At 53.5% G+C, this 22,956-nt stretch carries 19 protein-coding genes and 7 tRNA genes; 19 read left to right on the top strand and 7 right to left on the bottom strand.

All coding sequences use genetic code 11. The features are described from left to right. Positions 1-14: 14 nt before the first annotated feature. Together pgm and seqA are read right to left on the bottom strand one after the other, a co-directional pair. Entirely contained in the window at positions 15-1,655 is a 1,641-nt protein-coding gene (pgm, locus tag KGP24_RS06730; protein ID WP_032649535.1) for a phosphoglucomutase (alpha-D-glucose-1,6-bisphosphate-dependent), read from the bottom strand. 24 nt (positions 1,656-1,679) lie between these two features. Then, positions 1,680-2,228 (bottom strand): replication initiation negative regulator SeqA, encoded by a 549-nt coding sequence (gene seqA, locus KGP24_RS06725; RefSeq protein ID WP_223562778.1) that lies wholly within the window; start codon positions 2,226-2,228, stop codon positions 1,680-1,682. Positions 2,229-2,411: 183 nt separating this feature from the next. On the opposite strand from seqA, the gene ybfF reads away from it, so the two are divergent. The 4 genes from ybfF (at position 2,412) to fur (ending at position 5,024) form a co-directional block, all read left to right on the top strand. Beyond that, a complete protein-coding gene (gene ybfF, locus KGP24_RS06720) occupies positions 2,412-3,185 on the top strand; it encodes an esterase (RefSeq protein ID WP_223562777.1) in 774 nt (257 codons plus the stop codon). A gap of 128 nt (positions 3,186-3,313) precedes the next feature. Further along, positions 3,314-3,601: a LexA regulated protein gene (ybfE, locus tag KGP24_RS06715; RefSeq protein WP_028019455.1), complete on the top strand. Its 288-nt coding sequence runs from the start codon at positions 3,314-3,316 to the stop codon at positions 3,599-3,601. Positions 3,602-3,756: 155 nt separating this feature from the next. Further along, a complete protein-coding gene (gene fldA, locus KGP24_RS06710) occupies positions 3,757-4,287 on the top strand; it encodes a flavodoxin FldA (protein WP_008501067.1) in 531 nt (176 codons plus the stop codon). Positions 4,288-4,577: 290 nt separating this feature from the next. Continuing rightward, entirely contained in the window at positions 4,578-5,024 is a 447-nt protein-coding gene (gene fur / locus KGP24_RS06705; RefSeq protein ID WP_010428651.1) for a ferric iron uptake transcriptional regulator, read from the top strand. A 108-nt stretch (positions 5,025-5,132) separates the two neighbouring features. Here fur and chiQ read toward each other — a convergent pair whose 3' ends face one another. The 4 genes from chiQ to nagE form a co-directional block, all read right to left on the bottom strand. Then, the gene (chiQ, locus tag KGP24_RS06700) at positions 5,133-5,462 is read right to left on the bottom strand and encodes a ChiQ/YbfN family lipoprotein (RefSeq protein WP_223563459.1); all 330 of its coding nucleotides are present in this window, start codon (positions 5,460-5,462) and stop codon (positions 5,133-5,135) included. A 47-nt stretch (positions 5,463-5,509) separates the two neighbouring features. After that, positions 5,510-6,925 (bottom strand): chitoporin, encoded by a 1,416-nt coding sequence (chiP, locus tag KGP24_RS06695; RefSeq protein WP_223562776.1) that lies wholly within the window; start codon positions 6,923-6,925, stop codon positions 5,510-5,512. A gap of 448 nt (positions 6,926-7,373) precedes the next feature. Continuing rightward, a complete protein-coding gene (gene glnS / locus KGP24_RS06690; RefSeq protein ID WP_223562775.1) occupies positions 7,374-9,041 on the bottom strand; it encodes a glutamine--tRNA ligase in 1,668 nt (555 codons plus the stop codon). 169 nt (positions 9,042-9,210) lie between these two features. Beyond that, positions 9,211-11,232, bottom strand: a complete 2,022-nt coding sequence (gene nagE / locus KGP24_RS06685; protein ID WP_223562774.1) for an N-acetylglucosamine-specific PTS transporter subunit IIBC — start codon at positions 11,230-11,232, stop codon at positions 9,211-9,213. A 328-nt stretch (positions 11,233-11,560) separates the two neighbouring features. On the opposite strand from nagE, the gene nagB reads away from it, so the two are divergent. From nagB to KGP24_RS06625, 12 genes are all read left to right on the top strand, one after another. After that, on the top strand, positions 11,561-12,361 hold the full coding sequence (gene nagB, locus KGP24_RS06680) for a glucosamine-6-phosphate deaminase (protein ID WP_023310765.1): 801 nt from the start codon (positions 11,561-11,563) through the stop codon (positions 12,359-12,361). Positions 12,362-12,416: 55 nt separating this feature from the next. Then, entirely contained in the window at positions 12,417-13,565 is a 1,149-nt protein-coding gene (nagA, locus tag KGP24_RS06675; RefSeq protein ID WP_223562773.1) for an N-acetylglucosamine-6-phosphate deacetylase, read from the top strand. An 8-nt stretch (positions 13,566-13,573) separates the two neighbouring features. Further along, positions 13,574-14,794: an N-acetylglucosamine repressor gene (locus KGP24_RS06670; protein ID WP_223562772.1), complete on the top strand. Its 1,221-nt coding sequence runs from the start codon at positions 13,574-13,576 to the stop codon at positions 14,792-14,794. A gap of 45 nt (positions 14,795-14,839) precedes the next feature. Continuing rightward, positions 14,840-15,592 carry a ribonucleotide monophosphatase NagD gene (gene nagD, locus KGP24_RS06665; protein ID WP_023310763.1) on the top strand — a complete coding sequence of 251 codons (753 nt, stop codon included), beginning with the start codon at positions 14,840-14,842 and terminating at the stop codon, positions 15,590-15,592. Between the two features lie 250 nt (positions 15,593-15,842). Further along, the gene (asnB, locus tag KGP24_RS06660) at positions 15,843-17,507 is read left to right on the top strand and encodes an asparagine synthase B (protein ID WP_223562771.1); all 1,665 of its coding nucleotides are present in this window, start codon (positions 15,843-15,845) and stop codon (positions 17,505-17,507) included. Positions 17,508-17,733: 226 nt separating this feature from the next. Continuing rightward, positions 17,734-17,810: transfer RNA gene (locus tag KGP24_RS06655), tRNA-Met, on the top strand. 8 nt (positions 17,811-17,818) lie between these two features. Continuing rightward, positions 17,819-17,903 (top strand) — tRNA-Leu (locus KGP24_RS06650). 23 nt (positions 17,904-17,926) lie between these two features. Then, a tRNA-Gln gene (locus KGP24_RS06645) sits at positions 17,927-18,001 on the top strand. A 32-nt stretch (positions 18,002-18,033) separates the two neighbouring features. Beyond that, a tRNA-Gln gene (locus KGP24_RS06640) sits at positions 18,034-18,108 on the top strand. Positions 18,109-18,126: 18 nt separating this feature from the next. Further along, positions 18,127-18,203 (top strand) — tRNA-Met (locus KGP24_RS06635). A 40-nt stretch (positions 18,204-18,243) separates the two neighbouring features. After that, positions 18,244-18,318 (top strand) — tRNA-Gln (locus KGP24_RS06630). 35 nt (positions 18,319-18,353) lie between these two features. Further along, a tRNA-Gln gene (locus KGP24_RS06625) sits at positions 18,354-18,428 on the top strand. 118 nt (positions 18,429-18,546) lie between these two features. Here KGP24_RS06625 and ubiF read toward each other — a convergent pair. After that, a complete protein-coding gene (gene ubiF, locus KGP24_RS06620; protein WP_223562770.1) occupies positions 18,547-19,722 on the bottom strand; it encodes a 3-demethoxyubiquinol 3-hydroxylase in 1,176 nt (391 codons plus the stop codon). Positions 19,723-19,857: 135 nt separating this feature from the next. On the opposite strand from ubiF, the gene miaB reads away from it, so the two are divergent. The 3 genes from miaB (at position 19,858) to ybeY (ending at position 22,956) form a co-directional block, all read left to right on the top strand. Continuing rightward, a complete protein-coding gene (miaB, locus tag KGP24_RS06615) occupies positions 19,858-21,282 on the top strand; it encodes a tRNA (N6-isopentenyl adenosine(37)-C2)-methylthiotransferase MiaB (RefSeq protein WP_223562769.1) in 1,425 nt (474 codons plus the stop codon). A gap of 163 nt (positions 21,283-21,445) precedes the next feature. Further along, complete coding sequence (locus KGP24_RS06610) at positions 21,446-22,492, top strand: PhoH family protein (protein ID WP_008501053.1); 1,047 nt, start codon at positions 21,446-21,448, stop codon at positions 22,490-22,492. Beyond that, positions 22,489-22,956, top strand: a complete 468-nt coding sequence (gene ybeY, locus KGP24_RS06605; RefSeq protein ID WP_223562768.1) for an rRNA maturation RNase YbeY — start codon at positions 22,489-22,491, stop codon at positions 22,954-22,956. Before KGP24_RS06610 ends, ybeY begins: the two co-directional genes overlap by 4 nt.

Here is a 22,956-nt window from a genome sequence, read left to right as displayed (position 1 = left end):
CCCTTTTTTCATTCTTACGCGTTTTTCAGCACTTCGCTGACAATCTCTACGGCTTCTTTCTCAATCTGCTGACGGTGCTCAGCGCCGAGGAAGCTTTCGCAATAGATTTTGTACGCATCTTCCGTACCGGACGGACGCGCGGCGAACCAGCCGTTCTCGGTCATCACTTTCAGACCACCAATGGATGCGCCGTTGCCCGGTGCCGCCGTCAGACGGGCAGTGATCGGATCGCCCGCCAGGGTGCTTGCGCTGACCATCTCCGGAGAGAGTTTGGACAGGGCCGCTTTCTGTGCTGACGTCGCGCTAGCCTGAATACGGTTATAGCTTGGCGCACCAAAGCGTGCCGCCAGGTCGTTGTAATGTTCCTGCGGGTTTTTACCGGTGACCGCGGTGATTTCCGCCGCCAGCAGGCACATGATGATGCCGTCTTTATCGGTTGACCATGGCGTGCCGTCGAAGCGCAGGAAAGAGGCCCCCGCGCTCTCTTCACCACCAAAACCGAAGCTGCCGTCGTGCAGACCGTCAACGAACCATTTGAAGCCCACCGGCACTTCCACCAGCTTGCGGCCCAGCGCCTCGACCACGCGGTCGATCATCGCGGAGGAAACCAGCGTTTTACCGACGGCCACCTCTTTGCCCCACTGCGGGCGGTGCTGGAACAGGTAGTTAATCGCGACGGCCAGATAGTGGTTCGGGTTCATCAGCCCGGCAGGAGTGACGATACCGTGACGGTCATAATCCGGGTCGTTAGCAAACGCCAGATCGAATTTATCACGCAGCGCCAGCAGGCCCGCCATCGCGCACTCGGAGGAGCAGTCCATACGGATCGCGCCGTCTTTGTCCAGGTGCATAAAGCGGAAGGTCTGATCGACGTGATCGTTCACGATGGTCAGATCCAGCTTGTAGTGCTCGGCGATACGTTTCCAGTATTCGATACCGGAGCCGCCCAGCGGATCCACGCCCAGCTTCAAGCCGGCTTTCTGAATGGCCGCCATATCGACGATATCCGCCAGCCCTTCCACGAACGGCTGAACCAGATCCTGCTCTTTCACGTGACCGGATGCCATGGCAGCATCCAGAGAAATACGCTTCACGCCTTTCAGACCGTCAGCCAGCAGCGCGTTCGCACGATCTTCCACCACTTTGGTGACGTTAGTGTCGGCCGGGCCACCGTTAGGCGGGTTGTATTTGATACCACCGTCTTCCGGCGGGTTGTGGGATGGCGTGATAACGATACCGTCCGCCAGCGCACCACCTTTTTTGTTGTGCACCAGGATGGCGTTAGAGACCGCAGGCGTTGGGGTGAAGCCGTTGTTCTCCTGAACAATCACATCAACGCCGTTTGCCGCCAGCACTTCCACAACAGAGATGAACGCCGGTTCAGACAGGGCATGGGTATCTTTCCCCACGTAGCACGGACCGGTAACGCCGTTTTTAGCGCGCTCTTCCGCAATGGCCTGAGCAATGGCCAGAATGTGCGGTTCGTTAAAGCTGTGGCGCGCCGCGCTGCCGCGGTGACCAGATGTACCAAACTTCACTGCGTGTTCTGCGTTGCCCACGACCGGTTTCAGCACGTAATACTGCGCGGTCAGCTGAGCGACGTTAATCAAATCGCTTTGTTGTGCAGGTTGGCCTGCACGGCTGTGATTTGCCATTACCGGGTCCTTCTGATGCAAGGGTTAAATTGTACCGCAAACCTTTTCAATCAATTCCGCCGGGAACTGCATGGACTGCATGATGTGTTCAATCATGCTGCACTTGCGGCCCGTATTGGTATTGGTGATCACCCAGTACGGGGTGCCAGGAACATGTTTGGGTTTGGTTTGATTGCCATTTTGCAGCAGCGTCTGCTCGTCGCCCGCGAAATAGACGCGAGTACGACCGTGAAGCGACTCGGTCGCTTCAGCAAACGCTTTATTATCCAGTGAGTAAAGTGTAGACAGCACCAGCATAAAGCGGTTAACCGCCTTTTTCTGCTCCGCATATTCATCGGAGAGCAGCAGCTCGCGCATCGCGCGCACTTTATCTTTTGCCGGCGTCACGGCAGGTTTTGCTTGCGCAACAACGCTCGGCTGAGACACGACATCTTTGGTGACTGGGGTAGCAGGCTGTGAAGCGGCGGAAATTTTAAGCATGCGCCGTAAAATGTCGGACGCGCTCTCCCCGATATGCCGCGTGTGGCTGGCAATATACTGATAGAGTTCGTCATCAACTTCGATTGTTTTCATCTTAATCCAGTGCGATATCTTATCTGAATACAAGTCATTGGGATTATAAGGTCAAATCCCAACAGCGGATAGCGTCAAACCAGGTTGGCAGCAAAAGTCAGATTAAACTGGAACCTTGCAGCCGGGCGGCAGAATGGTCAACATGATACCCTAACCTGACATACGTAAAAAAAGAACTTTGCCATGAAATTGAATACCCGAGCGCAAACTGCACAATCGCCGAACAATAATTCTCCCATCGTACTGGTTCACGGGCTTTTTGGTAGCCTGGATAACCTGGGCGTGCTGGCGCGCGATCTGGTTACCGACCACGATATTTTACAGGTCGATATGCGCAATCACGGTCTTTCCGGGCGTTCCGACGAGATGACCTACGCGGCGATGGCGCAGGATCTGCTGGATACGCTGGATGCACATAGCCTGCAGAAGGTAACTCTGATCGGGCATTCAATGGGTGGCAAAGCGGTGATGGCCCTGACGGCACTGGCCCCGGAGCGTATTAGCGGCCTGGTGGTGATTGATGTTGCGCCCGTGGATTACGACGTGCGCCGTCACGACGAAATTTTTGCCGCCATCAACGCGGTCACCGAAGCGGGTGTCGCGACCCGCCAGCAGGCGGCTGCCGTCATGCGCGAGCATCTTAATGAAGAAGGCGTCGTCCAGTTCCTGCTGAAGTCGTTTGTTGATGGGCAATGGCGTTTTAACGTGCCGGCGCTCTGGGACCAGTACAAGAACATCGTGGGCTGGGAAACCGTCCCCGCCTGGCCACACCCTACCCTCTTTATTCGCGGCGGAAACTCTCCTTACGTTACCGACGCGTACCGCGACACGCTGCTGGCCCAATTCCCGCAGGCTCGCGCCCACGTGATTGCCGGTGCCGGGCACTGGGTGCATGCGGAAAAACCGGATGCTGTACTGCGCGCCATTCGCCGCTATCTCGCTGATACTGCAAATTGATTAAAAAGAAAGCGACTGGAAGGCAGTGGGCTTCCAGTCGTTGGCGTGCCGTTTTTGGTGATGTATGATGGCGCGCTTATCGCCCGGGCATTAGCAGGGCGGCGTGTTTCCCCCGAAGTCTCAGAATCATGGCCAAAGAACAAACGGACCGTACGACACTAGATCTGTTCGCGAATGAGCGTCGCCCGGGACGACCCAAGACGAATCCGCTTTCGCGCGATGAACAGCTGCGTATCAATAAACGCAACCAGCTTAAACGCGATAAAAATCGTGGGCTTAAGCGTGTCGAACTGAAGCTTAACGCCGACGCCGTCGATGCGCTGAACGAGCTGGCTGACGCGCGAAATATCAGCCGCAGCGAGCTCATTGAAGAGATGTTGCTCGTCCAGCTTGAGACGTTGCGCAGCCAGGCATAAGTCTGAAAATCCCCTTTATCGCCCTTTTCATGTAGCACAGAGTGCAGTCCTGCGCGATAGCTGTTTCCGCAGGGTTGCCAGTTCTGCTATTATTGCCCTTATCCGTGGCCGAATTGCGCCACCATACTATTAAGTTTCAAGAGGTTATTTTACTCATGGCAATCATCGGCATTTTCTTTGGCAGTGATACCGGCAATACCGAAAATATCGCAAAAAACATTCAAAAACAGCTCGGTAAAGACGTTGCTGATGTGCATGACATCGCCAAGAGCAGCAAAGAAGATCTGGAAGGCTATGACATTCTGCTGCTGGGTATCCCAACCTGGTACTACGGTGAAGCCCAGTGCGACTGGGATGATTTCTTCCCGACGCTAGAAGAAGTGGACTTCAACGGTAAGCTGGTCGCCCTCTTTGGCTGTGGCGATCAGGAAGACTACGCCGAGTACTTCTGTGACGCGCTGGGTACCATCCGCGATATCATTGAGCCGAATGGCGCGGTTATCGTAGGCCACTGGCCGACCGCCGGTTACCACTTCGAAGCGTCTAAAGGCCTGGCCGATGACGATCATTTCGTAGGTCTGGCCATCGACGAAGACCGTCAGCCAGAGCTGACCGCCGAGCGCGTTGAGAAATGGGTCAAGCAGATCCGTGAAGAACTGCACCTGGACGATATTCTGAACGCCTGATTTTATCGCGGCGCAACTGCGGTTGCGCCCATGCCCCAGGTCAAACCGATTAAATTAATCGCTACAATCTTTTAACTTTTTCGCCCAGACCTGTACAATGTCTCCCTGATAAAATGTGGTTTTCCATTGAGCAAGTTTGTTGGTGATACCCCATTTTTATAAGCATATTTTGCCTGAGACTTGCAGTTTTCATTTAGCCATGGCAGTTCTATAATGAGACGCATTATCCCAGGTGCATTTTCTGTCACTTCCTACAGAAGTGAATCGTTTAGCAACAGGACAGATTCCGCATGACTGACAACAATACCGCATTAAAGAAGGCTGGCCTGAAAGTTACGCTTCCTCGGTTAAAAATCCTTGAAGTGCTTCAGGGTCCAGACAATCACCATGTCAGTGCGGAAGACCTTTATAAACGTCTTATCGACATGGGTGAAGAGATTGGGCTGGCTACCGTCTATCGCGTGCTGAACCAGTTTGATGACGCGGGCATTGTTACCCGTCATAATTTCGAAGGCGGTAAATCCGTTTTCGAACTGACCCAGCAGCACCACCACGATCACCTGATCTGCCTCGACTGTGGCAAGGTCATTGAATTTAGCGATGATTCAATCGAATCACGCCAGCGTGAAATCGCCGCGCGTCATGGCATCCGCCTGACGAACCACAGCCTGTACCTTTACGGTCACTGCGCTGAAGGCGATTGCCGCGAAGACGACCACGCGCACGATGCTAAGTAACTCAAGCTTTCATACTCTGAGCCAGCCGCGAGGTTGGCTTTTTTTTGCCTGTTTTCAGGCAAAAAAAAGCCCGGTAAGCGTAGCGCCACCGGGCATGATAACAGCGGGTTACTTACTGTTATTGCTTCTAATTTCTTTCCAGATCTGGTCGCAACGCTTCGCCACTTCCTGATCGTTACCGGTTTTACGCGCCTGAATGCAGGCCTGGTAATCCATCACGCGGATGTTCTCCTGCGTCGCGAACTGCTCGTGCGCTTTCTCTTTCTTCAGCACGTTCAGCACGCTCTGACAGGCTTCAATTTTCTCCGGCGATCCTTCCGCAGTATTAATACAGGCGCTATACGCCTCCTTCAGACGGGTGTCCTCTTTCGGCGCCTGAGTCTGAGCACACGCCACCAGCCCTGATGCCAGCAACGCGACGATTACGATTTTTTTCATCATGTGCAGTCTCCATGCCGGCGGAAGTTAACCCGCCAGCGCGTTCATCAGAAGATAGTGAATGGTGCGATAACCATGAATTTCACGTCACGCTCATCCTGGAAGATGTTGTTGTAGCCACCGCCATAGCTTGGCAGATCGGAATGGTTGTCATACTGAGTGAAGTGCAGCTTGAACATCGTGCCCTTCGCTCGGCCATCCTGCAGCACATATGCAGCATCCAGGCTGTAAGCAGATTCTTTCAGACGCTGGCTCTGATCGTAGATCGGTGCACTGCTTGGTTTTGCATCCCAACCGTAAGCGTAGGAAGCCCCAACGGACCATCCTGCAAGGTTCCAGTTTTTGAGGTCGTACATCGCGCCGAAGAATACCGCCTTTTCACCATTGGCGTTGAAGTCAGAACGGTTATCCCACCAAATATCTAAACGTCCGTTTGATGAAGCATAGGTTGGCGTCATGCGCTGCAGGAAGAAACCCTGATTACCGTCTGCTTTAACCCAGGTACCTTCCAGACGAAGATCCACCTGGCCTATTTTGTAGCCAAAGGTTAAAGCCTGCAGCCAGGCCGTGCCGTCATACAAATCGTTGGCCAGCGCGACCTCATCATTAGTCCTTAAGTTATTTTGCGCATCGGCTTTGTCACGTGCGCCATAGAACTGATAGCTGGTAGAGAGTGGGCTGCCAGCGATATCAAATTTATACGATGCTTTAGCAAAGTACTGATCCATATAGCCTTCAGCCTGGCCAAACGCTGCTTCCAGGACAAGGTCATTTTTAAAGTCGTATTTCAAACCTAAAGAGTGGAGATAATCCACTTTCGTTTTACGATCGCCCTGGTAGAACTTGTCCATCTCAATGTGCCACGGTGCTTTGTACTCGTTGGTCCACATATAGGAGAAGCTCAGCGCGCCCGCATCGCCGTAGTCAAAGTTAGCCCCAGCTTCCGCGCCCTGGTAGGTACCCGGCATAAAGCTCCAGTGCGGTGCTAACAGGGTCTGGCCAGTTGGCTGAATGTAACCACCGCGCGCCCATACCGGGCCGTATTTAAATTTCGCAGCGGCTTTGTAAAGGCTGATACCGCTCTTATCCCCGGACCAGTCTTCTTTATACGCTTTGTTGCTGGAGGAGAAGGCGATTTCATTCGGGTGGCCGCTGTCGCCGTTTTCCGCCATTTCAATCGCGGTGAACGCAGCAATATCCAGACCGAACATATCGGCTGCATAGCCTGACTGGAAGTCCAGGTTGGCGTTCCAGGTGGAGTGTGAAAGGTTGGTTTTATATTTGTCTTCAGTGACGTCTTTACGGTCACGCTCACGCTGCCAGTAATAAATACCGCCCGTGAGGGTCGAATCGTCGATGAAGCCCGCCGCTTTCGCCTCTGGTGTCACCACCAGGCCCGACATTGCTGTCACACCGGCGATAGCCAGCGCCAGCGCACTACGTTTGCCACTGAACGTACGCATAGATTATTCCTCTTTGACGAATTAAAACGCCTGAAACGGCGTAAATAAAAAAGACCAAATGGTCAGGGATAGTTTTAAATACCCTCGAATTAACTACCGTCTTTAGGTTATTTTTCGCGACGCGAATTATCAATGCTTTTTAGCGGACAAAAGTCAGGATTATGACGAAGTGCACATAATTGGTAGTGATTTGTAACATTTGCAGTGAGACGAGTAATGACGGGGAATTGCCAAGTATTTCAGTGGTTAGATGTGGATTCTCTTTTCTTTTTTATAACCTTTTTGATTTTCGTAATGACACAAACTTTTTTTAAAAAAATAAGTAGCACCTCATTGACCTGATATTTTCACGACGCCTCTTTAGGCTCTGGCTTAATACCCTGATCGTTAAATAAAAAAAAACGCCGCATAGTGCGGCGTTTGTTTCTCATTGACCAGAGCAGCAATATTATTCGCCGATCTTCGTCCAGGTATCACGCAGACCTACGGTACGGTTAAATACCGGTTTTTCCGCCGTGCTGTAACGACTGTCCTGGCAGAAATAACCTTCACGTTCAAACTGGAACGCTTTGCCCGCTTCAGCAGCTTTCAGAGAAGGCTCCGCATAACCCTGTTTGATCACCAGAGATTCCGGGTTGATGGTCGCCAGGAAATCTTCAGCAGCACCTGGGTTAGGCACGCTGAACAGACGATCGTACAGACGAATTTCTACCGGCAGCGCGTGGGAAGCGCTCACCCAGTGAATAACGCCTTTCACCTTGCGGCCATCCGCCGGATCTTTGCTCAGCGTTTCAGCATCATAAGAACAGAAGATAGTGGTGATATTCCCTTCTGCATCTTTCTCTACGCGCTCGGCTTTGATGACGTAGGCATTACGCAGACGCACTTCTTTACCCAGCACCAGACGCTTGTACTGCTTATTGGCTTCTTCGCGGAAGTCAGCACGATCAATCCAGATCTCACCGCTGAACGGCACGTCGCGGCTACCCATTTCCGGTTTGTTCGGGTGGTTAGGCATGGAGACAAGCTCGCTTTCACCCTGCGGATAGTTTTCGATAACCAGTTTCACCGGATCGATAACCGCCATCGCGCGCGGGGCGTTTTCGTTGAGATCTTCGCGAATGCAGGATTCCAGAGACGCCATTTCGATGGTGTTATCCTGCTTGGTCACGCCGATACGTTTGCAGAACTCACGAATAGAAGCGGCAGTGTAACCACGACGACGCAGACCGGAGATGGTCGGCATACGCGGGTCATCCCAACCTTCAACGTGCTTGTCTGTCACCAGAAGGTTCAGCTTACGCTTGGACATCACGGTGTATTCCAGATTCAGACGAGAGAACTCGTACTGGCGCGGATGCACAGGAATGGTGATGTTATCCAGAACCCAGTCGTACAGACGACGGTTGTCCTGGAACTCCAGCGTACACAGGGAGTGCGTAATGCCTTCCAGCGCATCGCTGATGCAGTGGGTAAAGTCGTACATCGGGTAGATGCACCACTTGTTGCCGGTCTGGTGGTGTTCTGCGAACTTGATGCGGTACAGCACCGGATCGCGCATTACGATGAACGGAGACGCCATGTCGATTTTAGCACGCAGGCACGCTTTGCCTTCTTCGAAGCCACCGGCACGCATTTTTTCAAACAGCGCCAGGTTCTCTTCCACGCTGCGATCGCGAAACGGGCTATTTTTTCCCGGTGCAGTCAGCGTACCGCGGTACTCACGGATCTCATCAGCAGACAGTTCGTCAACATACGCCAAACCCTTGTTGATCAGTTCAACCGCGTAGGCGTAAAGCTGATCAAAATAGTCAGAGGAGTAGCAGATATCGCCAGACCAGTTGAAGCCCAGCCATTGCACGTCATTCTTGATGGACTCAACGTATTCGATGTCTTCTTTTACTGGGTTGGTGTCATCGAAACGCAGGTTGCACTGTCCCTGATAGTCTTGCGCAATGCCAAAGTTCAGGCAGATGGACTTCGCATGCCCAATATGCAGGTAGCCGTTCGGCTCCGGCGGGAAGCGGGTATGAATTGTGGTGTGCTTACCACTGGCCAGATCTTCATCGATGATCTGACGAATAAAGTTACTCGGGCGGGCTTCTGCCTCACTCATCGTGGATTCCTCAAAGCGTAAACAACGTATAACGGCATATGATCTTATAAGCCGGACGTAGTGACAACCCTTAAAACGTCTCTGAGGAAAATAATGGGGGCTTTTGCTGCAAAAAAAAGCGGCGGAGGGTATCCCCCGCCGCTTAAGGCATGACTCTACTCAGGAGCGATTACTTGCCTTTAATCTCATACAGCGGTGTTTGACCCGCAATAACCTGACCTTTCGCCTGGATGAGCAGACCGCTGAAGTCGTCGATGTTGCTGCATACGACCGGGCTAATCATTGAGCGCGCGTTGGCGTTCAGGAAGTCCAGATCCATTTCCAGAATCGGCTGTCCTGCCACTACTTCAGCGCCCTCTTCCACCAGGCGAGTAAAGCCCTGACCGTTCAGCGCAACGGTATCGATACCCATGTGGACAACGATCTCCGCGCCATTTTCGGTTTCGAGGCAGAACGCGTGGTTTGTGTTGAAGATTTTCACGATGGTACCGGCAGCAGGAGACACAACGGTTTTATCCGTTGGTTTCACCGCCACACCGTCACCGACCGCTTTACTGGCGAAGGCTTCGTCAGGCACCTGCTCAATCGCAACGACTTCACCGGTGACCGGTGAAACCAGCGCGGCTACCGTTTTGGCGTTGGGTACCGCCTGCGGTTTTGCAGCCGCTGGCGCGGCGACAGGTGCGGCAGAAGCTTCTGCTGCGGCTACCGGACCAGTGGTTTTCATGGCATTAGCAATTTTCTCTGCTACGAAGCCAACGATAATCTGCACGCTGGTTTTGTTCAGGCGGATAACACCGGAAGCACCCAGACGTTTGGCCAGCGCTTCGTTCACCAGGGAAGAGTCTTTAACGTTCAGACGCAGGCGAGTGATACAGGCGTCGATGCCGGTCAGGTTGTCAGAACCGCCGACAGCGGCGATGTACTGACGCGCCAGACCTGATACGTCCTGATCCTGAGCACCGCTCACGTTCATATCCTGACCATCCGCTTCGCTACCGGCCACAGCCAGTTCACGACCCGGCGTCATCAGGTTGAATTTGGTGATAGTGAAACGGAACACCACGTAGTAGATCGCAAAGAACACCAGACCCTGCGGGATCAGCATCCACCAGTGGGTCGCCAGCGGGTTACGGGACGACAGCACCATATCCACCAGACCGGCGCTGAAGCCGAAACCGGCAATCCATTGCATGCTGGCAGCAATGAACACGGAGATACCGGTCAGAACGGCGTGGATCACATACAGAACCGGCGCCACGAACATGAAGGAGAACTCCAGCGGCTCGGTGATACCGGTGAAGAAGGCCGCGAACGCCCCCGCCATCATGATACCCAGCACTTTCGCTTTATTCTCTGGACGCGCGCAGTGGTAGATAGCCAGCGCAGCACCTGGCAGACCAAACATCATGATCGGGAAGAAGCCCGCCTGGTAACGACCGGTGATACCGACAACCGCTTTACCTGCTTCGATGGACTGTGCGCCACCCAGGAAGTTAGGGATATCGTTAATACCAGCAACGTCGAACCAGAACACGGAGTTCAGCGCGTGGTGCAGACCGACCGGGATCAGCAGACGGTTGAAGAACGCATACACGCCCGCACCGACAGATCCCAGTTTCTGGATGTGCTCACCGAAGTTAACCAGACCGTCGAAGATCATCGGCCAGACGTACATCATGATGAACGCAACAACGATCATCACAAACGAGGTCAGGATGGGGACCAGACGGCGACCACTAAAGAAGGAGAGTGCTTTTGGCAGCTCTACGCTGCTGAAGCGGTTATACAGTTCAGCGGAGATGATACCCACAAGGATACCGACAAACTGGTTGCTGATCTTACCGAATGCCGCCGGAACCTGGTCCGCCGGAATTTTTTGGATCATAGCCACCGCTGCAGGCGAGCAGAGGGTGGTTAACACGAGGAAACCGACAAAACCGGTCAGCGCAGCGGCACCGTCTTTGTCTTTGGACATACCGTAAGCCACACCAATCGCGAACAACACGGACATGTTGTCGATAATGGCGGAACCTGACTTGATAAAGAACGCCGCCAGCGCGCTGGTATTACCCCAGCCGTTGGGGTCGATCCAGTAGCCGACACCCATCAGGATGGCTGCGGCAGGCAGCGTGGCGACCGGCACCATCAGTGCGCGACCAACCTTTTGTAAATAACCTAGAATACTCACTTTCTTCCCCCTATGAGACCCCGTTTAAGGCATGTTCTCAGCTCTGTTTTTTATTGTGTCACGAACGATAGATACCGTTGATGCTTCACTGGCATTGTGAGTGTGTGAAAAATTAATTCGTATCGCAAATTAAACGCGTATTTTTTGTGATTTTTGTCACCAAATATCGTTATTTACCCTCCCTCATACTGGCTAACAGTGAAAACTTATTTTATCATTCAAAAAATCAAGACGGATTGATCCGGCCTGAAAGTTTCCAGGTTACGCTTAAGTATCAGGTTCCGATAGCCATCCGCCCACTCTTCTACTTTAACTCTCGAGGTGAACAATGAGACTGATTCCCCTGGCAACTGCTGAACAAGTCGGTAAATGGGCCGCTCGCCATATCGTTAATCGTATTAACGCGTTTAAGCCGACCGCCGATCGTCCTTTCGTTCTTGGACTTCCGACAGGCGGCACACCGCTGACCGCCTATAAGGCGCTGGTTGAGATGCATAAAGCAGGCCAGGTTAGCTTCAAACATGTTGTGACCTTCAATATGGATGAATACGTTGGCTTACCGAAAGACCACCCGGAAAGCTACCATAGCTTTATGCACCGCAATTTCTTTGATCACGTTGATATTCCATCTGAAAATATTAACCTGCTGAATGGAAACGCGCCTGATATTGACGCAGAATGCCGTCAGTATGAAGAAAAAATCCGTTCTTACGGTAAGATCCACCTGTTCATGGGTGGTGTAGGTAATGATGGTCATATCGCGTTTAACGAACCGGCGTCATCTCTGGCTTCCCGCACCCGTATTAAAACGCTGACCCATGACACGCGCGTGGCAAACTCCCGCTTCTTTGACGGCGATGTTAACCAGGTACCAAAATACGCCCTGACCGTAGGCGTAGGCACCCTGCTGGATGCCGAAGAAGTGATGATCCTGGTGCTGGGCGGCGTGAAAGCCCAAGCGCTCCAGGCTGCCGTTGAAGGCAACGTTAACCATATGTGGACCATCAGCTGCCTGCAGCTGCATCCTAAATCAGTCATCGTTTGCGACGAACCGTCCACGATGGAGCTGAAGGTTAAAACGCTGAAATACTTCAACGAGTTAGAAGCTGAGAACATCAAAGGTCTGTAATTGAATAACCGCCTCTTCATCAAGAGGCGGCCGCTTTTTTTAACCGGGGGTCGTTATGTACGCTTTAACCCACGGTCGGATTTATACCGGCCATGAAATTCTGGATGACCATGCGATTGTTATCGCTGATGGCCTGATTGAACGTGTTTGCCCGCTGGCAGAACTGCCGCCGGAGATTGAACAGCGCTCACTCAATGGAGCAGTAATCTCCCCCGGTTTCATCGACGTACAGCTTAACGGCTGCGGCGGTGTGCAATTCAATGACACCGCGGATGCGGTGACGGTCGAAACCCTGGAGATCATGCAGAAAGCCAATGAGAAATCGGGCTGCACCAGCTATCTGCCAACGCTCATCACCAGTAGTGATGATCTCATGAAGCAGGGTATCCGCGTGATGCGGGAATACCTGGCCAAACACCCTAATCAGGCACTGGGCCTGCATCTTGAAGGGCCATGGCTGAATATGGTCAAGAAAGGGACGCATAACCCGAATTACGTGCGTAAACCTGATGCGGAACTGGTTGACTACCTGTGTGCGAACGCCGATGTGATCACCAAAGTGACGCTAGCGCCTGAAATGACGGGTACGGATGTCATCAGCAAACTGGCTGGTGCCGGGATTATCGTTTCAGCAGGGCACTCTAACGCGACGCTGAAAGAGGCGAAAGCCGGTTTCCGCGCGGGCATTACCTTCGCAACGCACCTTTACAACGCTATGCCGTATATCACAGGCCGTGAACCGGGCCTGGTCGGGGCGATTCTGGATGAGCCAGACGTCTACTGCGGCATAATTGCGGACGGATTACATGTCGATTACACCAACATTCGCAATGCTAAGCGGCTGAAAGGTGACAAGCTTTGTCTGGTGACGGATGCCACCGCACCGGCAGGTGCAAATATTGAGCAGTTCATTTTTGCCAGTAAAACAATATACTACCGCAATGGACTGTGTGTGGATGAAAACGGTACGCTGAGCGGTTCCTCTTTGACCATGATTGAAGGGGTGCGTAACCTGGTTGAACATTGCGGAATTGCGCTTGATGAAGTCCTGCGTATGGCAACCCTTTATCCGGCTCGCGCAATGGGCGTGGATAAACAGCTCGGCGGAATTGCACCAGGTATGGTTGCAAACCTGACGGCATTCACACACGATTTTAAAATTATTAAGACCATCGTTAATGGTAACGAGGTCGTCACTGAGTAAGTAAAAGTATGACACCTGGCGGACAAGCTCAAATCGGTAATGTCGATCTCGTTAAACAACTTAACAGTGCGGCGGTATACCGCCTGATTGACCAGCACGGACCAATCTCGCGAATTCAAATAGCCGAACAAAGCCAGCTTGCTCCCGCCAGCGTGACAAAAATTACCCGCCAGCTCATTGAGCGCGGTCTGATCAAAGAAGTCGATCAGCAGGCCTCCACCGGGGGCCGCCGCGCTATCTCCATTATTACCGAAACCCGCAATTTTCAGGCAATTGGCGTCCGGCTGGGCCGTCATGACACCACGCTCACGCTGTACGATCTGAGCAGTAAAGCGATTGCGGAAGAGCACTACCCTCTTCCGGAGCGCACCCAGGAGACGCTGGAGCATGCGCTGCTGAATACCATCGCGCAGTTTATTGAAAGCTGTCAGCGCAAAATCCGCGAACTTATTGCTATCTCCGTGATTCTGCCCGGCCTGGTCGACCCGGAAAGCGGCGTGATCCGATATATGCCGCACATTCAGGTTGAAAACTGGGGGTTGGTCGACGCGCTGGAAAAGCGTTTTAAAGTAACCTGCTTTGTGGGCCACGACATTCGCTCTCTGGCACTGGCAGAGCACTACTTTGGTGCGAGCCAGGACTGCGAAGACTCTATTCTGGTGCGCGTTCACCGCGGAACGGGCGCCGGTATTATCTCTAACGGCCGTATTTTTATTGGTCGCAACGGTAACGTCGGCGAGATCGGCCACATTCAGGTTGAGCCCCTCGGGGAGCGCTGCCACTGCGGCAACTTCGGCTGCCTTGAAACCATTGCCGCCAATACGGCCATCGAGCAGCGCGTTCGCCATCTCCTTGAGCAGGGTTATCAAAGCCGCGTCACGCTGGACGATTACAAGATAGGAACCATCTGCAAAGCCGCCAATAAAGGCGATGCGCTGGCCTGTGAAGTGATCGAGCAGGTAGGACGCCACCTGGGGAAAACCATCGCCATCGCCATTAACCTGTTCAACCCACAAAAAGTGGTGATCGCCGGTGAAATTGTAGAAGCGGAAAAGGTGCTACTCCCCGCCATTGAAGGCTGTATTAACACCCAGGCGCTGAAAGCATTCCGCCAGAATCTCCCGGTTGTTCGTTCAAAGCTTGACCATCGTTCGGCGATTGGCGCATTCGCGCTGGTCAAACGCGCCATGCTTAACGGAATTCTGCTGCAGCATTTGCTGGAAAGTTGATCGGACCTTATAGTAACGCCTTCTTTTTTTGATGTCGGACTGTCCATGACCATTAAGAACGTAATTTGTGATATCGACGGCGTGCTGATGCACGACAACGTCGCCGTGCCGGGTGCTGCGGAGTTTCTTCACCGCATTATCGACAAAGGAATGCCACTGGTTCTGCTCACGAACTACCCTTCCCAAACCGGTCAGGATCTGGCAAACCGTTTTGCCACCGCAGGCGTCGACGTCCCGGACAGCGTGTTTTATACCTCGGCGATGGCCACAGCGGATTTTCTGAAGCGCCAGGAAGGAAAGAAAGCCTACGTAGTGGGGGAAGGTGCGCTGATCCACGAGCTGTACAAAGCAGGCTTCACCATCACTGATGTAAACCCGGACTTCGTGATTGTTGGCGAGACGCGTTCCTTTAACTGGGAGATGATGCATAAAGCTGCATATTTTGTCGCCAGCGGCGCGCGCTTTATCGCTACCAACCCGGATACGCACGGCCGTGGTTTTTATCCGGCCTGCGGCGCGCTCTGCGCCGGTATCGAGAAAATCTCAGGTCGTCAGCCGTTCGTGGTCGGTAAACCGAGCCCGTGGATCATTCGTGCCGCGCTCAACAAGATGCAGGCGCACTCTGAAGAAACGGTTATTGTCGGCGATAACCTGCGCACCGATATTCTGGCCGGTTTCCAGGCGGGTCTGGAGACAATTCTGGTCCTCTCCGGCGTCTCTCAACTTGATGATATTGATTCGATGCCGTTCCGGCCGAGCTGGATTTACCCCTCCGTCGACGAAATCGATATTATTTGATTCCGAACCACGCCTCAGGGCGTGGTTTTTTCATTTATGGCCTACACAAATAAAACCCCATCTAACAAAAAGCACGTTTTATTGAATAATCATCAATAAAAGAATTCATAACGTGCTCTTTTTTCACTATTCCGCAATCACGATTGCACTATTTCCGTTTTAGCCTGCAAAACGCTTGCGCGCCCTGCCACTTTGCGGCATTTTCATAAGCAAGCAACATTACAAAGCAACAGGGTTAACGGAGAAGGTTATGTGTTCAATTTTTGGCGTACTGGATATTAAAACTGACGCGGGCGAACTGCGTAAAAAAGCACTCGAACTATCCCGCCTGATGCGCCATCGCGGCCCGGACTGGTCAGGCGTTTACGCCAGTGACAAAGCGATTCTGGCTCACGAACGTCTGTCTATTGTTGACGTCAACGCCGGTGCACAGCCGCTGTATAACGAGAAAAAAACGCACGCGCTGGCTGTCAACGGTGAAATCTATAACCACCAGGCCCTGCGCGCCGAATACGACGACCGCTACGCGTTCCAGACCGGTTCTGACTGTGAAGTGATCCTGGCGCTGTATCAGGAGAAAGGGCCCGAGTTCCTGGACGACCTGCAGGGAATGTTTGCCTTCGCCCTGTACGACAGCGAAAAAGATGCTTACCTGATTGGCCGTGACCACATCGGCATTATCCCGCTGTACATGGGCCACGATGAGCATGGCAACTTCTACGTTGCCTCTGAAATGAAAGCCCTGGTGCCGGTCTGCCGCACCATTAAAGAGTTCCCGGCGGGCAGCTATCTGTGGAGCAAAGACGGCGAGATCCGTTCCTATTACCAGCGTGACTGGTTCGACTATGATGCGGTAAAAGACAACGTCACGGACAAAGCCGAACTGCGTCAGGCTCTGGAAGATTCCGTGAAAAGCCACCTGATGTCCGACGTGCCGTACGGCGTGCTGCTCTCCGGAGGTCTGGACTCCTCCGTGATCTCCGCGATCACCAAGAAATTCGCGGCCCGTCGCGTGGAAGATCAGGAGCGCTCAGAAGCCTGGTGGCCACAGCTGCACTCTTTTGCGGTTGGCCTGGAAGGTGCACCTGACCTGAAAGCTGCTCAGGAAGTGGCGAACCACCTCGGCACCGTGCACCATGAAATTCATTTCACCGTGCAGGAAGGTCTGGATGCGATCCGCGATGTGATCTATCACATCGAAACCTATGACGTGACCACCATCCGCGCCTCAACGCCGATGTACCTGATGTCGCGTAAGATCAAAGCGATGGGCATCAAGATGGTGCTCTCAGGTGAAGGTTCGGACGAAGTGTTTGGCGGCTACCTGTACTTCCACAAAGCGCCAAACGCTAAAGAGCTGCATGAAGAAACCGTGCGTAAGCTTCAGGCGTTGCACATGTTCGACTGTGCGCGTGCCAACAAAGCGATGTCGGCCTGGGGCGTGGAAGCGCGCGTACCGTTCCTGGATAAGAAATTCCTCGACGTGGCGATGCGCATTAACCCTCAGGACAAGATGTGCGGCAACGGCAAAATGGAAAAACATATCCTGCGTGAATGTTTTGAATCCTACCTGCCGGCGAGCGTGGCATGGCGTCAGAAAGAGCAGTTCTCCGATGGAGTAGGTTATAGCTGGATCGACACCCTGAAAGAGGTCGCGGCGAAACAGGTTTCAGACCAACAGCTGGAAACCGCAAGCTTCCGCTTCCCTTACAACACGCCGGGCTCGAAAGAGGCCTATTTGTACCGTGAAATTTTTGAAGAGCTGTTCCCGGTGCCGAGTGCTGCCGAGTGTGTACCGGGTGGCCCGTCCGTCGCCTGTTCGTCTGCCAAAGCAATAGAATGGGATGAATCGTTCAAATCCATGAACGATCCATCAGGACGCGCGGTAGGCGTTCACCAGTCAGCCTACAAATAATCACTCAGATCGCAATCAGGCCCCTCAGGGGCCTGATTTTTTTGCCTCACATTTCACCGCCTAAATCTGATTAATAACCAATAATTGCCGAATATTCGGCCACGCTGTTCGCAACCTAACCAAACAGTCACATTCCGGCTATTTTCGTTGAAAAAGGTGTTGACGCTGTAAGGGTCTATACGCATAATGCGCCCCGCAACGCCGATAAGGTAACGCGAAAAAAGATGGCTACGTAGCTCAGTTGGTTAGAGCACATCACTCATAATGATGGGGTCACAGGTTCGAATCCCGTCGTAGCCACCATCTTTTTTGCGGGAGTGGCGAAATTGGTAGACGCACCAGATTTAGGTTCTGGCGCCGCAAGGTGTGCGAGTTCAAGTCTCGCCTCCCGCACCATTCCCGGGTAAGCGTTGCACGGATGGGGTATCGCCAAGCGGTAAGGCACCGGTTTTTGATACCGGCATTCCCTGGTTCGAATCCAGGTACCCCAGCCATATTTCTTCGATTTTGCGGTTCTCCGCGGTATTGGGGTATCGCCAAGCGGTAAGGCACCGGTTTTTGATACCGGCATTCCCTGGTTCGAATCCAGGTACCCCAGCCAATCGAAGATTGTAGTACTGGCTACGTAGCTCAGTTGGTTAGAGCACATCACTCATAATGATGGGGTCACAGGTTCGAATCCCGTCGTAGCCACCAAATTAAGATTGTCGATTTTTCGGGAATCAAAACAAATTGTTGGGGTATCGCCAAGCGGTAAGGCACCGGATTCTGATTCCGGCATTCCGAGGTTCGAATCCTCGTACCCCAGCCAATTTCAAAGTCGTTAAGCAGTTTGTTTGACGCAATTGGGGTGTCGCCAAGCGGTAAGGCTCTGGTTTCTGATACCAGCATTCCGGGGTTCGAATCCCTGCACCCCAGCCACTTAAGTAACAAAAAAGCCCGCTATGCGGGCTTTTTTGTTTTTGTTATTCGCTATTATCCTGCCTGATGCCCCCTCACCCTCTCCCCAAAAGGGGCGAGGGAATAGTCGGAGCAAAAATTAAAGTCCCAGGGCGTATTTCAGTGCCTGACGCTTCAGACCACCGGCACGCTCTGCCGCCATCAATCCAATATTACGCAGAATGCGCACCGGGGCTAAGTCATTACTGAACCCGGCATAGAACAGATCCATTCCCGACTGCATAATAAAGTTATCCGCCATGCGTCGCGTCTGGTAACGCTTCAGGACCAGATGGCTGGCCCAGTTTTCCGCGTGCCCGCGGGCGCTGCCAAGCACATCCAGTAAAGCCTCAACGTCACGATACCCCAGGTTGACCCCCTGCCCGGCCAGCGGGTGAATAGTGTGTGCCGCATCCCCCACCAGCGCCAGCCCCTCTCGGGCATACTGCAATGCGTGACGGCGCGTGAGCGGGAACGCCCCTGCAGCGATCGGCGTAACGTTGCCCAAACGGCCAGGGAAGTTCAGATGGATTTCCCACTGCAATTGTTCAATTGAGAGCCCCTGCAGCTGACGAATGCGAGCCGGTTTGTCGTACCACACCAGAGACGCCCAGTTATCAAACAGCGGTAAAAAGGCGTGCGGGCCATTCGGGGTAAAGTGCTGCCAGGTACTTTCACCCGGCGCATTCTCGCACTCGACGGTAATCAGCATGCAGGACTGCTCATACTGCCAGGCATGAACCCCAATCCCCGCCATCTGCCTGACCAGCGAGTTGGCGCCGTCCGCCCCGACGACCAGCTTCACGGCCAGTTCATCGCCGCTGTCGAGGGCCAGTACATAACCGCTATCGTGAGGATGCAGCGCCTTAAGCGACGCAGGCACGCGCAGCGTGACCTTAGGGTGCGACTCCAGGGCTTGCCAGAGCGCCCGCTGGAGCACGTTGTTTTCCACCATATAGCCCAGGCGCGGCAGCTTCAGCTCAGCGGCATCAAACGCGACGTGGGCATTTTCCCACTCCCAGGTTTCAAGACGGCTGTATGGATGGGCGCGCATCGCCAGCACCGCGTCCCAGACGCCCAGCCCGCGCAGCAGATCGACGGACGCCGCGCTGATCGCGGAAATGCGCACATCCGGTTTGCTGGTGGGATCGAATGTCGGCGGAGCAGCCTGTTCAATTACCGTTACCTCAAATCCCTGCTGCGCCAGCCCCAGCGCCAGCGCGCCGCCGACCATACCGCCGCCGACAACGGCAACTTCGGTGTGTTGGAGTGTCATGGTCAATTTTCCTTATTGGAGAATCCCTTAAGTTTACCGGATTTTTGCGGTCCTGAGACACACAACCTTCATACTGGTCACAACCCCACCAAAGCATTACAATACGCGGCTTGCAATCCTGAGCTGAGCAAGTCGATGACTAAAAAACTCCATATAAAAACCTGGGGCTGTCAGATGAACGAATACGATTCATCCAAGATGGCCGATCTGCTGGATACCACCCACGGATACCAGCTGACTGAAAATGCGAAAGAAGCGGACGTGCTGCTGCTGAACACCTGTTCGATTCGTGAAAAAGCGCAGGAAAAAGTCTTTCACGTGTTAGGCCGCTGGAAGCTTCTCAAGCGAAAAAACCCGGACCTGATCATCGGCGTGGGCGGTTGCGTTGCGTCGCAGGAAGGCAAGCTGATCCGCCAGAGAGCCCCGTATGTGGATATCGTCTTTGGCCCTCAGACCCTGCACCGCCTGCCGGAGATGATCAATCAGGTTCGCGGCAACCGTAGCCCGGTCGTTGACGTTAGCTTCCCTGAGATCGAAAAATTTGACCGTCTGCCGGAGCCGCGCGCCGATGGCCCGACCGCCTTCGTCTCCATCATGGAAGGCTGCAACAAATACTGCACTTACTGCGTGGTGCCTTACACCCGTGGTGAAGAAGTCAGCCGTCCAGCAGACGATATACTGTTTGAAATCGCACAGCTTGCCGCACAGGGCGTTCGCGAAGTAAACCTGCTGGGCCAGAACGTTAACGCCTGGCGTGGGGAAAACTACGACGGCACCACCGGCAGCTTTGCCGAGCTGTTGCGTCTGGTGGCTGCGATTGACGGTATCGACCGCATTCGCTTTACCACCAGCCATCCGATGGAATTTACCGACGACATCATCGACGTGTATCGCGATACGCCAGAGCTGGTGAGCTTCCTGCACCTGCCGATTCAGTGTGGTTCTGACCGCGTGCTGAACCTGATGGGCCGCCCGCATACGGTGCTCGAGTACAAGTCCACCATTCGCAAGCTGCGTGAAGCGCGTCCGGATATCCAGATCAGCTCCGATTTTATCGTCGGCTTCCCTGGCGAAACCGCTGATGACTTCGAGCGCACCATGAAGCTCATCGGTGAAGTGAATTTTGACGTCAGCTACAGCTTTATCTTCTCTGCGCGTCCTGGGACACCTGCGGCCGATATGGTTGACGATGTGCCGGAAGAAGAGAAAAAGCAGCGTCTGTATGTTCTCCAGGATCGTATTAACCAGCAGGCCAACGCGTGGAGCCGCCGTATGCTCGGCACCGTTCAGCGCATTCTGGTGGAAGGCACTTCCCGCAAGAGCATTATGGAACTCTCCGGTCGTACGGAAAACAACCGCGTGGTGAACTTTGAAGGCACCCCGGACATGATCGGTAAATTCGTGGACGTCGAGATTGTCGAAGTGCTGACCAACTCGCTGCGCGCGAAGCTGGTACGCACCGAGGACGAAATGGGCCTGCGTATTGCTGAGTCACCGGAATCCGTGATCTCTCGTACCCGTAAAGAAAACGATTCTGGCGTTGGGATTTACCAGCCTTAATCCCCAAGGCCTGCCTTTCCGGCAGGCCTTGTATTTCCTCTCATCGTCCCCAATATCTTCCGCAACGCTTGCGCCTTTATTCTGTGGCGTGAATAATTTCGGTAATGACCGTTTTATTACGCCCTATCGCAACGGATCGGTTAACTAATTAAAGAGGAACAGTTTGAACATAGATACGCGTGAAATTAGCCTTGAGCCAGCAGACAACGCTCGCCTGCTGAGCCTGTGCGGGCCGTTTGATGACAACATCAAACAACTGGAGCGACGTCTGGGTATCGAAATCAATCGTCGCGATAATCATTTCAAACTTACCGGACGCCCTATCTGCGTCAACGCCGCTGCGGATATTCTGCGTAGCCTGTATGTGGATACATCCCCCATGCGTGGCGAAATTCAGGATATCGAACCGGAACAAATTCACCTCGCCATTAAAGAGGCGCGCGTGCTTGAGCAGAGCGCGGAAAGCGTGCCGGACTACGGTAAGGCAATCAATATCAAGACCAAACGTGGCGTCATTAAGCCGCGTACGCCAAACCAGGCGCAATACATCGCCAATATCCTCGACCACGATATCACCTTCGGGGTGGGCCCGGCGGGTACGGGTAAAACCTATCTGGCCGTTGCCGCTGCGGTAGATGCCCTGGAACGCCAGGAGATCCGTCGCATCCTGCTGACCCGCCCTGCCGTTGAAGCGGGTGAAAAACTGGGCTTCCTGCCAGGCGATCTGAGCCAGAAGGTCGACCCGTATCTGCGTCCTTTATACGATGCGCTGTTCGAAATGCTGGGCTTTGAGAAGGTCGAGAAGCTCATTGAGCGTAACGTTATCGAAGTTGCTCCGCTCGCCTACATGCGCGGTCGTACGCTGAACGATGCGTTCATCATTCTCGACGAAAGCCAGAACACCACCATCGAACAGATGAAGATGTTCCTGACGCGTATCGGTTTTAACTCGAAAGCGGTCATTACCGGTGACGTCACCCAGATTGACCTGCCGCGCAGCACCAAATCCGGCCTGCGCCACGCCATTGAGGTGCTGGCCGAGGTCGACGAAATCAGCTTTAACTTCTTCCACAGTGAAGACGTGGTACGCCACCCGGTGGTCGCGCGTATCGTTAACGCCTATGAAGCCTGGGAAGAGGCGGATCAGAAGCGTAAGGCCGAACTGGCCGCAGAACGTAAGCGCGAAGCGCAGGAGCAAGAACAGAAATGAGTCAGGTGATCCTCGATTTACAGCTGGCCTGTGAAGACAATTCCGGCATGCCAGATGAGGCACAGTTTCAGAAATGGCTGGATGCCGTTATTCCTCAGTTTCAGGAAGAATCAGAAGTTACGATTCGCCTGGTGGATGAAGCTGAAAGCCACGAGCTTAACCTGACCTATCGCGGGAAAGATAAGCCGACCAACGTGCTCTCTTTCCCGTTCGAAGCGCCGCCGGGCATTGAGATACCGCTGCTGGGCGATCTGATCATCTGCCGTCAGGTGGTTGAGCAGGAAGCTAAAGAACAGCAAAAGCCGCTTGAGGCCCACTGGGCGCATATGGTGGTACACGGCAGTCTGCACCTGCTCGGCTACGATCACATTGAAGACGACGAAGCGGAAGAGATGGAGTCCCTCGAGACAGAGATAATGCTTGCTCTGGGCTATGAGGATCCGTACATTGCCGAGAAAGAATAG

Origin of the sequence: Enterobacter sp. JBIWA008 (assembly GCF_019968765.1) — a bacterium.
Taxonomy (GTDB): Bacteria; Pseudomonadota; Gammaproteobacteria; order Enterobacterales; family Enterobacteriaceae; genus Enterobacter.
This window is presented reverse-complemented; position numbering and strand designations above follow the sequence as displayed.

Coding starts and splice junctions, on each gene's coding strand:
- fldA (WP_008501067.1), top strand. CDS start 3,757: ATGGCAATCATCGGCATTTTCTTTGGCAGTGATACCGGCAATACCGAA.
- nagD (WP_023310763.1), top strand. CDS start 14,840: ATGACCATTAAGAACGTAATTTGTGATATCGACGGCGTGCTGATGCAC.
- asnB (WP_223562771.1), top strand. CDS start 15,843: ATGTGTTCAATTTTTGGCGTACTGGATATTAAAACTGACGCGGGCGAA.
- pgm (WP_032649535.1), bottom strand. CDS start 1,655: ATGGCAAATCACAGCCGTGCAGGCCAACCTGCACAACAAAGCGATTTG.
- KGP24_RS06670 (WP_223562772.1), top strand. CDS start 13,574: ATGACACCTGGCGGACAAGCTCAAATCGGTAATGTCGATCTCGTTAAA.
- nagA (WP_223562773.1), top strand. CDS start 12,417: ATGTACGCTTTAACCCACGGTCGGATTTATACCGGCCATGAAATTCTG.
- seqA (WP_223562778.1), bottom strand. CDS start 2,228: ATGAAAACAATCGAAGTTGATGACGAACTCTATCAGTATATTGCCAGC.
- chiP (WP_223562776.1), bottom strand. CDS start 6,925: ATGCGTACGTTCAGTGGCAAACGTAGTGCGCTGGCGCTGGCTATCGCC.
- fur (WP_010428651.1), top strand. CDS start 4,578: ATGACTGACAACAATACCGCATTAAAGAAGGCTGGCCTGAAAGTTACG.
- nagB (WP_023310765.1), top strand. CDS start 11,561: ATGAGACTGATTCCCCTGGCAACTGCTGAACAAGTCGGTAAATGGGCC.
- glnS (WP_223562775.1), bottom strand. CDS start 9,041: ATGAGTGAGGCAGAAGCCCGCCCGAGTAACTTTATTCGTCAGATCATC.
- ybfE (WP_028019455.1), top strand. CDS start 3,314: ATGGCCAAAGAACAAACGGACCGTACGACACTAGATCTGTTCGCGAAT.
- ubiF (WP_223562770.1), bottom strand. CDS start 19,722: ATGACACTCCAACACACCGAAGTTGCCGTTGTCGGCGGCGGTATGGTC.
- miaB (WP_223562769.1), top strand. CDS start 19,858: ATGACTAAAAAACTCCATATAAAAACCTGGGGCTGTCAGATGAACGAA.
- ybfF (WP_223562777.1), top strand. CDS start 2,412: ATGAAATTGAATACCCGAGCGCAAACTGCACAATCGCCGAACAATAAT.
- ybeY (WP_223562768.1), top strand. CDS start 22,489: ATGAGTCAGGTGATCCTCGATTTACAGCTGGCCTGTGAAGACAATTCC.
- chiQ (WP_223563459.1), bottom strand. CDS start 5,462: ATGAAAAAAATCGTAATCGTCGCGTTGCTGGCATCAGGGCTGGTGGCG.